The sequence below is a fragment of the Candidatus Symbiopectobacterium sp. 'North America' genome (assembly GCF_015762685.1).
In the GTDB taxonomy this organism is placed as follows: domain Bacteria; phylum Pseudomonadota; class Gammaproteobacteria; order Enterobacterales; family Enterobacteriaceae; genus Symbiopectobacterium.
On record NZ_PEHF01000093.1, the window covers coordinates 1 to 12,617 of the forward strand.

Consider the following 12,617-nt stretch of genomic DNA (forward strand, 5'->3'; position numbering starts at 1 on the left):
TTGTTACCCTGATCCACCCGATCGCGATGGACGACGGTTTGCGTTTCGCAATCCGTGAAGGCGGCCGTACCGTTGGTGCAGGTGTTGTTGCTAAAGTTATGGCTTAATCGCCGATAAATTTGACTCAACATGCAGTAAAAGGGCATCATTTGATGCCCTTTTACTACGCTGCCCTCAGTAGAACCTATCTCATCACGGATTGTGGCGTATAATCCTGCTAATCTGTGGTGAGATAGGCTCTGTAGGTTACAGCGTAAATGCCGAGTTTCGCTGCTAGCGAAACATCATGTCGGTTTGGTTTGCCCTGCGTTGCGGGGCAAAGTTATTTGTCTGATTCATGAGTGACAGGTTGGTTTATGAGTGCAAATACCGAGACCCAGGGTAGTGTGCGTGGCCTGGAAGTGATCAAGTGGCTGGTTGTGGCGGCTTTACTCGTTGTTGCCATAGTGGGTAATTATTACTACCGCGGGTACAGTCTGCCGCTTCGCGCATTGGCCGTTGTTATCCTGATTGCTACCGCAGGCGGTGTTGCACTGTTAACCGCCCAAGGTAAAGCAACGGTGACCTTTGCCCGCGAAGCGCGCACTGAAGTTCGTAAAGTGATTTGGCCAACCCGCCAGGAAACGCTGCATACCACGTTGATCGTTGCCGCGGTAACTGCCGTGATGTCACTGATTCTGTGGGGGCTGGATGGTATTCTGGTCCGTTTGATATCATTTATCACAGGCCTGAGGTTCTAAGATGTCTGAAGCTCCAAAAAAACGGTGGTACGTCGTTCAGGCGTTTTCCGGCTTTGAAGGCCGCGTTGCACAATCGCTGCGCGAGCACATCAAATTGCACAACATGGAAGAGCTGTTTGGCGACGTCATGGTGCCGACCGAGGAAGTGGTTGAAATTCGTGGCGGTCAACGTCGTAAAAGCGAGCGCAAATTCTTTCCTGGCTACGTGTTAGTACAGATGGTAATGGAAGACTCCAGCTGGCACTTGGTGCGCAGCGTTCCGCGTGTGATGGGCTTTATCGGCGGTACGTCCGATCGTCCTGCGCCGATCAGCGACAAAGAAGTTGACGCTATCATGAACCGCCTGCAACAGGTGGGTGACAAGCCGCGTCCGAAAACGCTGTTCGAACCGGGCGAAATGGTGCGCGTCAACGACGGCCCGTTTACCGATTTCAACGGTGTGGTGGAAGAAGTGGATTACGAGAAAAGCCGTCTGAAAGTATCGGTCTCCATCTTCGGACGTGCTACGCCCGTTGAGCTGGATTTCGGCCAGGTGGAAAAGGGCTGATATAGCCGCGTTCGTAAAGAAATTCTTGTATCTGGCGCGAAATTAATCTATTATTTCGCGCCTTTTGTTTTTAGGTGCTATAGCATCTGAAAAAATCAAAAATCAAAAATCACGGGGAGCCTTTTTAAGGCGCTATTACCCATTAGAGGAAAGTTAAATGGCCAAGAAAGTACAAGCCTACGTCAAGCTGCAAGTTGCAGCTGGTATGGCTAACCCGAGCCCGCCGGTTGGTCCTGCTCTGGGTCAGCAAGGTGTGAACATCATGGAATTCTGTAAGGTATTCAATGCTAAAACAGAAAGCCTGGAAAAAGGTCTGCCGATTCCGGTTGTGATCACCGTTTACTCCGACCGTTCCTTCACCTTCGTTACAAAAATGCCTCCGGCAGCAGTTCTGCTGAAGAAAGCGGCTGGTATCAAGTCTGGTTCTGGCAAGCCGAACAAAGACAAAGTAGGTAAAGTGACCCACGCTCAGGTTATGGAAATTGCCCAGACCAAAGCGGCGGACATGACAGGTGCCGACATGGACGCTATGGCGCGTTCCATCGCGGGTACTGCTCGTTCCATGGGCCTGGTAGTGGAGGACTAAGAGATGGCTAAGCTGACCAAGCGCATGCGCGTGATCCGTGAGAAAGTTGATGTTACCAAACAATATGACATCAACGAAGCTGTAGCCCTGCTCAAAGAGCTGGCCACTGCTAAGTTTGTTGAAAGCGTTGACGTTGCCGTAAACCTGGGCATCGACGCACGTAAATCTGACCAGAACGTTCGTGGTGCGACTGTACTGCCGCACGGTACTGGCCGTTCCGTTCGCGTTGCCGTATTTACCCAAGGCGCAAACGCTGAAGCTGCTAAAGCAGTTGGCGCAGAGCTGGTAGGTATGGAAGATCTGGCTGACCAGATCAAGAAAGGCGAAATGAACTTTGACGTGGTTATTGCTTCTCCGGATGCAATGCGCCTTGTTGGCCAGTTGGGCCAGGTTCTGGGTCCGCGTGGCCTGATGCCGAACCCGAAAGTCGGTACTGTAACGCCAAACGTTGCTGAAGCGGTTAAAAACGCGAAAGCCGGTCAGGTTCGTTACCGTAACGACAAAAACGGCATCATCCACACCACCATCGGTAAGGTTGATTTCGACGCTGACAAACTGAAAGAAAACCTGGAAGCTTTGCTGATTGCGCTGAAAAAAGCCAAACCAGCTCAAGTGAAAGGCGTGTACATCAAGAAAGTTAGCATTTCCACCACCATGGGTGTTGGCGTTGCCGTTGATCAGAGTGGCCTGAACGCGGTCGCTAACTGATAGCTTTACCTGGGTGAAAGATGTGCGTATAATTTTACGCCCATTGTCCTTAAATGGACGAAACAGATTTTTTCGGTTGGAGCCTGGCCTGATCCAGGCCTACGTCCAAGACCGCAGGTGCTTCAACGTTTTCGGGTTTGCCTGAAAAAAGAGACGCTTAATTTTCCTGCGTAGACGGTGACAGAGCCTAAAGACAATTTTCTTTTACTGGATTCTGCTCACCGTGTTTTGACGCCTGTTTTCCATGTGGTTGCAGGTGAAGTGAGTTCCGGAAATGTATTCCGGCTATATCCAGGAGCACAAGCTAATGGCATTAAATCTTCAAGACAAACAAGCGATTGTTGCTAAAGTCAGCGAAGTGGCCAAAGGCGCGCTGTCTGCGGTTGTTGCGGATTCTCGTGGCGTAACCGTAGATAAAATGACTGAACTGCGTAAAGCAGGTCGTGAAGCTGGCGTATACATGCGTGTTGTTCGCAACACCCTGCTGCGTCGCGTCGTTGAAGGCACTCAGTTCGAATGCCTGAAAGACACGTTTGTTGGTCCGACCTTGATTGCATATTCTATGGAACACCCGGGCGCTGCTGCTCGTCTGTTCAAAGAGTTCGCGAAAGCGAATGCAAAATTCGAGGTTAAAGCTGCGGCCTTTGAAGGTGAGTTGATTCCGGCGGCTCAAATTGACCGTCTGGCAACGCTGCCGACTTACGAAGAAGCAATTGCACGCCTGATGGCGACCATGAAAGAAGCCTCTGCAGGCAAACTGGTCCGCACTCTGGCAGCTGTTCGCGAGCAGAAAGAAGCGGCGTAATCGCCCTTTTCCTGTTTTCGCATTTGCTTACGTATAAACTATTTCTGATGGTTAGGAACAATTGTCATGTCTATCACTAAAGATCAAATTATCGAAGCAGTTGCCGCTATGTCCGTAATGGACGTTGTTGAGCTGATCTCTGCTATGGAAGAAAAATTCGGCGTTTCTGCTGCCGCTGCTGTAGCTGTTGCTGCTGGCCCGGTTGAAGCTGCTGAAGAGAAAACTGAATTCGACGTTATCCTGAAAGCTATCGGCGCTAACAAAGTTGCCGTAATCAAAGCTGTTCGTGGCGCAACTGGCCTGGGTCTGAAAGAAGCGAAAGACCTGGTTGAGTCTGCACCTGCTGTGCTGAAAGAAGGCGTGAGCAAAGATGACGCTGAAGCTCTGAAGAAATCTCTGGAAGAAGCTGGCGCTGAAGTTGAAGTTAAATAAGCCAACCTTTCCGGTTGCAGCCTGAGTTTTCAGGCTGATGGCTGGTGACTTTTTGGTCACCAGCCTTTTTGTGCTGTAGGGCATCTGTGGTGTTTCGCACCGTTTGGCCACGGATTATCCCAATATTTTTTTCTATCGACGCCTTAATATCCTGCTTTCCAGCCTGGGTTCCCTGCCTGTGCAAAAGCAATGAAATGATTTAAGAGTGATAGAAAGACGTATTAACGAAAGGCGGATTGCCTTTCGATCAACAAAATCGTGTAGCAATGAACCGTCCTGTCAGGACGAGCAAGTGGTTCTTACTTTTCAGCGAGCTGAGGAACCCCATGGTTTACTCCTATACCGAGAAAAAACGCATTCGTAAGGATTTTGGTAAACGTCCGCAAGTGTTGGACATACCTTATCTCCTTTCTATCCAGCTTGACTCGTTTCAGAAGTTCATCGAGCAAGATCCGGAAGGCCAGTACGGTCTGGAAGCCGCATTCCGTTCCGTATTCCCAATTTCAAGCTACAGCGGTAGCTCTGAGCTGCAATACGTAAGCTACCGTTTGGGTGAGCCCGTATTTGACGTCAAAGAGTGTCAGATTCGCGGGGTGACCTTCTCAGCACCGCTGCGCGTCAAGCTGCGTCTGGTGATCTACGAGCGCGAAGCGCCGGGAGGCACCGTAAAAGACATTAAAGAACAAGAAGTGTACATGGGCGAAATTCCGCTCATGACCGAAAACGGGACCTTTGTTATCAACGGTACTGAGCGCGTTATCGTTTCTCAGTTGCACCGTAGTCCGGGCGTGTTCTTTGACAGCGACAAGGGTAAAACCCACTCCTCCGGTAAAGTGCTGTATAACGCACGTATCATCCCTTACCGTGGTTCTTGGCTGGATTTCGAGTTCGACCCGAAAGATAACCTGTTTGTGCGTATCGACCGTCGCCGTAAGCTGCCTGCGACCATCATTTTGCGCGCGCTGGGCTTTTCGGCTGAAGAAATCCTGGACCTGTTCTTCGACAAAATTGTCTACGAGATCAACGGTAACAAGCTGCAAATGGATCTGGTGCCTGAGCGCCTGCGCGGTGAAACTGCCTCGTTCGATATCGAAGCCAATAGCAAAGTGTACGTTGAAAAAGGCCGCCGTATCACCGCGCGTCACATTCGCCAGTTGGAAAAAGACAGCGTAGAACGCATTGAAGTACCGGTCGAATACATCGCCGGGAAAGTGCTGGCGAAAGATTACGTAGACGCAAGCACCGGTGAACTGATCGGTGTGGCGAACATGGAGCTGTCGCTGGATCTGCTGGCTAAACTGAGCCAGGCAGGCCATAAGCGCATTGAGACCCTGTTCACCAACGATCTGGATCACGGCCCGTATATCTCGGAAACGCTGCGTGTAGACCCGACCAACGATCGCCTGAGTGCGCTGGTTGAAATCTATCGCATGATGCGTCCGGGCGAGCCGCCGACACGTGAAGCGGCAGAAACGCTGTTTGAGAACCTGTTCTTCTCTGAAGATCGTTACGATCTGTCCGCTGTGGGCCGCATGAAGTTTAACCGCTCCCTGCTGCGCGATGAGATTGAAGGTTCCGGTATCCTGAGCAAAGACGACATCATTCAGGTGATGAAGAAGCTCATCGATATCCGTAACGGTTCCGGTGAAGTCGATGATATCGACCACTTGGGCAACCGTCGTATCCGTTCCGTGGGCGAAATGGCGGAAAACCAATTCCGCGTTGGCCTGGTGCGCGTAGAGCGTGCGGTGAAAGAGCGTCTGTCCCTGGGCGATCTGGATACCCTGATGCCGCAGGACATGATCAACGCCAAGCCGATTTCGGCGGCGGTGAAAGAGTTCTTCGGTTCTAGCCAGCTGTCCCAGTTTATGGACCAGAACAACCCGCTGTCCGAAATTACGCACAAACGCCGTATCTCCGCGTTGGGCCCAGGCGGTCTGACCCGTGAACGTGCTGGCTTTGAGGTGCGTGACGTACACCCGACCCACTACGGTCGCGTATGTCCTATCGAAACGCCGGAAGGTCCGAACATCGGTCTTATCAACTCGCTGTCCGTGTACGCGCAGACCAACGAATACGGTTTCCTTGAAACCCCGTATCGTCTGGTGCGTGACGGTGTGGTAACGGATGAAATCCATTACCTGTCCGCGATTGAAGAATGCAACTACGTTATTGCACAGGCTAACACCAACCTCGACGAAGAAGGGCATTTCGTTGACGATCTGGTGACCTGCCGTAGCAAAGGCGAATCCAGCTTGTTCAGCCGCGATCAGGTTGACTACATGGACGTTTCCACACAGCAGGTGGTTTCCGTCGGTGCATCTCTGATCCCATTCCTGGAACACGATGACGCCAACCGCGCCCTGATGGGTGCGAACATGCAACGTCAGGCTGTACCGACCCTTCGCGCTGACAAGCCGCTGGTAGGTACTGGTATGGAACGCGCTGTGGCTGTTGACTCCGGTGTAACTGCCGTTGCCAAACGCGGCGGTACCGTACAGTACGTCGACGCATCCCGTATCGTTATCAAAGTTAACGAAGACGAGATGTATCCGGGCGAAGCGGGCATCGACATCTACAACCTGACCAAATACACCCGTTCCAACCAGAACACCTGTATCAACCAGATGCCGTGTGTGTCTCTGGGTGAGCCGGTTGAACGTGGTGATGTGCTGGCTGACGGCCCGTCTACCGATCTGGGTGAACTGGCGCTGGGTCAGAACATGCGCGTCGCGTTAATGCCTTGGAACGGTTACAACTTCGAAGACTCCATCCTCGTGTCCGAGCGTGTGGTGCAGGAAGACCGTTTCACCTCTATCCACATTCAGGAACTGGCGTGTGTGTCTCGTGACACCAAGCTGGGGCCAGAAGAGATCACTGCCGACATCCCGAACGTGGGTGAAGCTGCGCTCTCCAAACTGGATGAGTCCGGTATCGTGTATATCGGTGCTGAAGTAACGGGCGGCGACATTCTGGTCGGTAAAGTGACGCCGAAAGGCGAAACCCAACTGACGCCGGAAGAGAAACTGCTGCGCGCGATCTTCGGTGAGAAAGCGTCTGACGTTAAAGACTCTTCCCTGCGTGTGCCGAACGGTGTATCTGGTACGGTTATCGACGTTCAGGTCTTCACCCGCGATGGCGTGGAAAAAGACAAACGTGCGTTGGAAATCGAAGAGATGCAACTGAAGCAGGCCAAAAAAGACTTGACGGAAGAATTGCAGATCCTCGAAGCCGGTCTGTTTGCCCGTATTCACGCTGTGCTGGTCTCCGGCTGCGTGGAAGCAGACAAGCTGGACAAGCTGCCGCGTGAGCGTTGGTTGGAACTGGGTCTGACTGATGAAGAGAAACAGAATCAGTTGGAACAGCTGGCTGAGCAGTACGACGAGCTGAAACACGAATTCGAGAAAAAACTCGAAGCGAAGCGCCGCAAGATCACGCAAGGCGACGATCTGGCTCCGGGCGTCCTGAAGATCGTCAAGGTGTATCTGGCTGTTAAACGTCAGATTCAACCGGGTGACAAGATGGCAGGCCGCCACGGAAACAAGGGTGTTATCTCCAAGATCAACCCGATCGAGGACATGCCTTACGATGAGAACGGTACGCCGGTCGATATCGTATTGAACCCGCTGGGCGTTCCATCGCGTATGAACATCGGTCAGATTCTGGAAACCCACCTGGGTATGGCGGCTAAAGGTATCGGCGAGAAGATCAACGCCATGCTGAAGCGTCAGGAAGAAGTGGCTAAACTGCGCGAGTTCATCCAGAAAGCCTACGATCTGGGCAACGACGTGCGTCAAAAAGTCGACCTCAACACCTTCACTAATGATGAAGTGTTGCGTCTGGCGGACAACCTGAAGAAAGGGATGCCGCTGGCAACGCCAGTGTTCGACGGTGCCAAAGAGTCCGAGATCAAAGAACTGCTGACGCTGGGTGGTCTGCCGACCTCCGGTCAGATCACGCTGTTCGATGGTCGTACCGGTGAACAGTTTGAGCGTTCAGTAACCGTCGGTTACATGTACATGCTGAAACTGAACCACTTGGTTGACGACAAGATGCACGCGCGTTCTACCGGTTCTTACAGCCTGGTAACCCAGCAGCCGTTGGGTGGTAAAGCCCAGTTCGGTGGTCAACGCTTCGGTGAGATGGAAGTGTGGGCGCTGGAAGCGTATGGCGCAGCTTATACCCTTCAGGAAATGCTGACGGTGAAATCCGATGACGTCAACGGCCGTACCAAGATGTATAAAAACATCGTGGATGGCGACCATCGTATGGAACCGGGCATGCCGGAGTCCTTCAACGTACTGTTGAAAGAAATCCGCTCGCTGGGTATCAACATCGAGCTGGAAGAAGGTTAATCCTGCTCGCTGGTACGCTTTGCTCGTGTAAAGGAGTGCCTGAGCTTCGGCTCAGGCATCCAACAGGTCTAACTCCGACGGGAGCCAATCCGTGAAAGACTTATTAAAGTTTCTGAAAGCGCAAACCAAGACCGAAGAGTTTGATGCGATCAAAATTGCGCTGGCATCGCCAGACATGATTCGTTCCTGGTCTTTCGGTGAAGTTAAAAAGCCGGAAACCATTAACTACCGTACGTTCAAACCCGAACGTGACGGTCTGTTCTGCGCCCGTATCTTCGGGCCAGTGAAAGACTATGAGTGCCTGTGCGGTAAGTACAAGCGCTTGAAACACCGTGGCGTTATCTGTGAGAAATGCGGCGTTGAAGTGACCCAAACCAAAGTGCGCCGTGAGCGCATGGGCCACATCGAGCTGGCGTCTCCGACTGCGCACATCTGGTTCCTGAAATCGCTGCCGTCCCGTATCGGCTTGTTGCTAGATATGCCGCTGCGCGATATCGAACGCGTGCTGTACTTCGAATCCTATGTGGTGATTGAAGGCGGCATGACCAACCTGGAAAAACGTCAGATCCTGACTGAAGAGCAGTATCTGGACGCGTTGGAAGAGTTCGGTGACGAATTCGACGCCAAGATGGGTGCCGAAGCGATCCAGGCCCTGTTGAAAAACATGGATCTGGAACAGGAATGCGAACAGTTGCGAGAAGAGTTGAATGAAACCAACTCTGAAACCAAGCGTAAAAAGCTGACCAAGCGCATCAAGCTGCTGGAAGCGTTCGTACAGTCTGGCAACAAGCCGGAGTGGATGATCCTGACCGTGCTGCCTGTGTTGCCGCCGGATCTGCGTCCGCTGGTTCCTCTGGACGGTGGTCGTTTCGCAACCTCAGATCTGAACGATCTGTATCGTCGCGTGATCAACCGTAACAACCGTTTGAAACGTCTGCTGGATCTGGCTGCGCCGGATATCATCGTACGTAACGAAAAACGTATGCTGCAAGAAGCGGTAGATGCCCTGCTGGATAACGGTCGTCGCGGTCGTGCGATCACCGGTTCCAACAAGCGTCCGCTGAAATCTTTGGCCGACATGATCAAAGGTAAGCAGGGTCGTTTCCGTCAGAACCTGCTCGGTAAGCGCGTGGACTACTCCGGTCGTTCCGTTATTACCGTAGGTCCGTACCTGCGCCTGCACCAGTGCGGTCTGCCGAAGAAAATGGCACTCGAACTGTTCAAACCGTTCATCTACGGCAAGCTGGAACTGCGTGGTCTTGCTACCACCATCAAAGCCGCCAAGAAAATGGTTGAGCGCGAAGAAGCCGTGGTTTGGGATATCCTGGATGAAGTTATTCGCGAACACCCGGTACTGCTGAACCGTGCGCCGACTCTGCACCGTTTGGGTATCCAGGCATTCGAACCGGTTCTGATCGAAGGTAAAGCCATTCAGCTGCACCCGCTGGTGTGTGCGGCGTATAACGCCGACTTCGACGGTGACCAGATGGCTGTTCACGTACCGCTGACGCTGGAAGCCCAGTTGGAAGCGCGTGCGCTGATGATGTCCACCAACAACATTCTGTCTCCAGCGAACGGCGAACCTATAATCGTTCCGTCTCAGGACGTGGTATTGGGTCTGTACTACATGACCCGTGACTGTGTTAACGCCAAAGGCGAAGGCATGGTGCTGACCGGTCCGAAAGAAGCAGAACGTATCTACCGTGCGGGTCTGGCCTCGCTGCATGCGCGCGTTAAAGTGCGTATCACCGAGCATGAGAAGAATGCGCAGGGTGAGTGGGTGGCTAAAACCAGCCTGATCGACACCACTGTCGGCCGTTCCATCCTGTGGATGATCGTACCGAAAGGTCTGCCGTACTCTATCGTTAACCAGGCGCTGGGTAAAAAAACCATCTCCAAGATGCTCAATACCTGTTACCGCGTGCTGGGGCTGAAGCCGACCGTTATCTTCGCTGACCAGATCATGTACACCGGTTTCGCCTATGCAGCGCGTTCCGGTTCTTCTGTTGGTATCGACGATATGGTCATCCCGGCGAAGAAAGTGGAAATCATCAACGAAGCGGAAGCCGAAGTTGCTGAAATCCAGGAACAGTTCCAGTCTGGTCTGGTAACCGCCGGCGAACGTTACAACAAAGTCATCGACATTTGGGCCGCTGCTAACGAGCGCGTGGCCAAAGCGATGATGGAAAACCTCTCGACCGAAACCGTTATCAACCGTGATGGCGAAGAAGAACGTCAGGTTTCCTTTAACAGCATCTTTATGATGGCCGACTCCGGTGCGCGTGGTTCTGCGGCACAGATTCGTCAGTTGGCCGGTATGCGTGGTCTGATGGCGAAGCCGGATGGCTCCATCATCGAAACGCCGATCACCGCGAACTTCCGTGAAGGTCTGAACGTACTCCAGTACTTCATCTCCACGCACGGTGCGCGTAAAGGTTTGGCGGATACCGCGTTGAAGACAGCGAACTCCGGTTACCTGACCCGTCGTCTGGTTGACGTGGCACAGGATCTGGTAGTGACCGAGGACGATTGCGGCACGCACGAAGGCATCATGATGACTCCGGTTATCGAAGGTGGCGACGTTAAAGAGCCGCTGCGTGAGCGCGTACTGGGTCGTGTAACGGCTGAAGACGTTCTGAAGCCGGGCACTGCTGACATTCTGGTGGCGCGTAACACGCTGCTGGACGAACAATGGTGTGACCTGCTGGAAGAGAATTCCGTCGACTCCGTTAAAGTTCGCTCTGTGGTAAGTTGTGAAACTGACTTCGGCGTGTGCGCCAAATGCTACGGTCGCGACCTGGCACGTGGTCACATCATCAACAAAGGTGAGGCCATCGGGGTTATCGCAGCACAGTCCATCGGTGAACCGGGTACTCAGCTGACCATGCGTACGTTCCACATCGGTGGTGCGGCATCGCGTGCGGCGGCTGAATCCAGCATTCAGGTGAAAAACAAAGGTAGCCTGAAACTGTCCAACTCCAAGTTCGTTAAGAACGCAGCGGGCAAGCTGGTTATCACCTCGCGTAACACCGAGCTGAAACTGATCGACGAGTTTGGTCGTACCAAAGAAAGCTACAAAGTGCCATACGGTGCGGTAATGGGCAAAGGCAACGGTGACGAAGTGACCGGCGGTGAAACCGTCGCAAACTGGGATCCGCATACCATGCCAGTTATCACCGAAGTGGGCGGTAGCATTCGCTTCACCGACATGATCGACGGTCATACGATTACTCGTCAGACTGACGAACTGACCGGTCTGTCCTCCATCGTGGTTCTGGACAGTGCAGAACGTACCGGTGGTGGTAAAGATCTGCGTCCGGCACTGAAAATAGTGGATGCCAAAGGTAACGATGTATTGATCCCAGGCACCAACATGCCGGCACAGTACTTCCTGCCGGGCAAAGCGATCGTTCAGTTGGAAGATGGCTCTCAGATCGGTGCGGGTGACACCCTGGCTCGTATTCCGCAGGAATCCGGCGGTACCAAGGACATCACCGGTGGTCTGCCGCGCGTTGCCGACCTGTTTGAAGCGCGTCGTCCGAAAGAACCGGCTATCCTGGCTGAAATCACCGGTATCATTTCCTTCGGTAAAGAGACCAAAGGCAAACGTCGTCTGGTGATCTCTCCGTTGGATGGCAGAGATGCTTACGAAGAGATGATCCCGAAATGGCGTCAGCTCAACGTGTTTGAAGGTGAACGCGTAGAACGTGGCGATGTGGTTTCTGACGGTCCGGAATCGGCGCACGATATTCTGCGTTTGCGTGGTGTGCATGCGGTAACCCGCTACATCACCAACGAAGTGCAGGAAGTTTACCGTCTGCAAGGCGTTAAGATTAACGATAAACACATCGAAGTTATCGTTCGTCAGATGCTGCGTAAAGGGACCATTGCCAGCGCAGGTAGCTCCGAGTTCCTGGAAGGCGAGCAGGTAGAAGTGTCGCGCATCAAGATCGCCAACCGTCAGTTGGAAGCGGATGGCAAGATCCCGGCTACGTACCACCGTGACCTGCTGGGTATCACCAAGGCATCTCTGGCAACCGAATCCTTCATCTCTGCGGCATCGTTCCAGGAAACGACCCGCGTGTTGACGGAAGCGGCCGTTGCGGGTAAACGCGACGAACTGCGTGGTTTGAAAGAGAACGTCATCGTGGGTCGTCTGATCCCGGCCGGTACCGGTTATGCGTACCACCAGGATCGCATGCGTCGCCGTTATGCGGGCGAAGTGCCAGCAGTCGCTCCGGTGAGTGCTGATGAAGCTTCTGCAAACCTGGCTGAACTGCTGAACGCAGGCTTTGGTAGCAGCGACGACGAATAAGCTATCTACCGATAACGCTTAAACGTCTAAACCCCGGTCCGTTGGCCGGGGTTAATGATATGGTGACCCCCACCCTGTAGCGGTACGCTGACAGGGTGTTTTTCTTTCAGGAGAGGCCATCATGGAAAA

8 protein-coding genes and 1 pseudogene are annotated in these 12,617 nt (G+C 53.0%); all 9 read left to right on the top strand.

Translation table 11 applies throughout. The annotated features are described in order from the left end of the window. Positions 1 to 107 (top strand): annotated as a pseudogene (locus CS369_RS19715) (elongation factor Tu); the annotation flags it as partial. Between the two features lie 249 nt (positions 108 to 356). Further along, on the top strand, positions 357 to 740 hold the full coding sequence (secE, locus tag CS369_RS19720; protein ID WP_196908385.1) for a preprotein translocase subunit SecE: 384 nt from the start codon (positions 357 to 359) through the stop codon (positions 738 to 740). A 1-nt stretch (position 741) separates the two neighbouring features. Continuing rightward, entirely contained in the window at positions 742 to 1,287 is a 546-nt protein-coding gene (nusG, locus tag CS369_RS19725; RefSeq protein WP_196908386.1) for a transcription termination/antitermination protein NusG, read from the top strand. Between the two features lie 157 nt (positions 1,288 to 1,444). Next, the gene (gene rplK, locus CS369_RS19730) at positions 1,445 to 1,873 is read left to right on the top strand and encodes a 50S ribosomal protein L11 (protein WP_196908387.1); all 429 of its coding nucleotides are present in this window, start codon (positions 1,445 to 1,447) and stop codon (positions 1,871 to 1,873) included. 3 nt (positions 1,874 to 1,876) lie between these two features. Continuing rightward, on the top strand, positions 1,877 to 2,581 hold the full coding sequence (rplA, locus tag CS369_RS19735; protein ID WP_196908388.1) for a 50S ribosomal protein L1: 705 nt from the start codon (positions 1,877 to 1,879) through the stop codon (positions 2,579 to 2,581). A 307-nt stretch (positions 2,582 to 2,888) separates the two neighbouring features. Then, a complete protein-coding gene (gene rplJ / locus CS369_RS19740; protein WP_196908389.1) occupies positions 2,889 to 3,386 on the top strand; it encodes a 50S ribosomal protein L10 in 498 nt (165 codons plus the stop codon). Between the two features lie 66 nt (positions 3,387 to 3,452). Next, the gene (rplL, locus tag CS369_RS19745) at positions 3,453 to 3,818 is read left to right on the top strand and encodes a 50S ribosomal protein L7/L12 (protein ID WP_196908390.1); all 366 of its coding nucleotides are present in this window, start codon (positions 3,453 to 3,455) and stop codon (positions 3,816 to 3,818) included. A 326-nt stretch (positions 3,819 to 4,144) separates the two neighbouring features. Beyond that, positions 4,145 to 8,173: a DNA-directed RNA polymerase subunit beta gene (gene rpoB, locus CS369_RS19750; protein ID WP_196908391.1), complete on the top strand. Its 4,029-nt coding sequence runs from the start codon at positions 4,145 to 4,147 to the stop codon at positions 8,171 to 8,173. A 91-nt stretch (positions 8,174 to 8,264) separates the two neighbouring features. Then, complete coding sequence (rpoC, locus tag CS369_RS19755) at positions 8,265 to 12,488, top strand: DNA-directed RNA polymerase subunit beta' (RefSeq protein ID WP_196908392.1); 4,224 nt, start codon at positions 8,265 to 8,267, stop codon at positions 12,486 to 12,488. The last annotated feature ends 129 nt before the right edge of the window (positions 12,489 to 12,617 follow it).

What these genes read in the sequence shown, in the direction of transcription:
- rpoB (WP_196908391.1), top strand. Translation starts at nt 4,145, where the DNA reads ATGGTTTACTCCTATACCGAGAAAAAACGCATTCGTAAGGATTTTGGT.
- rplK (WP_196908387.1), top strand. Translation starts at nt 1,445, where the DNA reads ATGGCCAAGAAAGTACAAGCCTACGTCAAGCTGCAAGTTGCAGCTGGT.
- rplA (WP_196908388.1), top strand. Translation starts at nt 1,877, where the DNA reads ATGGCTAAGCTGACCAAGCGCATGCGCGTGATCCGTGAGAAAGTTGAT.
- secE (WP_196908385.1), top strand. Translation starts at nt 357, where the DNA reads ATGAGTGCAAATACCGAGACCCAGGGTAGTGTGCGTGGCCTGGAAGTG.
- nusG (WP_196908386.1), top strand. Translation starts at nt 742, where the DNA reads ATGTCTGAAGCTCCAAAAAAACGGTGGTACGTCGTTCAGGCGTTTTCC.
- rplL (WP_196908390.1), top strand. Translation starts at nt 3,453, where the DNA reads ATGTCTATCACTAAAGATCAAATTATCGAAGCAGTTGCCGCTATGTCC.
- rplJ (WP_196908389.1), top strand. Translation starts at nt 2,889, where the DNA reads ATGGCATTAAATCTTCAAGACAAACAAGCGATTGTTGCTAAAGTCAGC.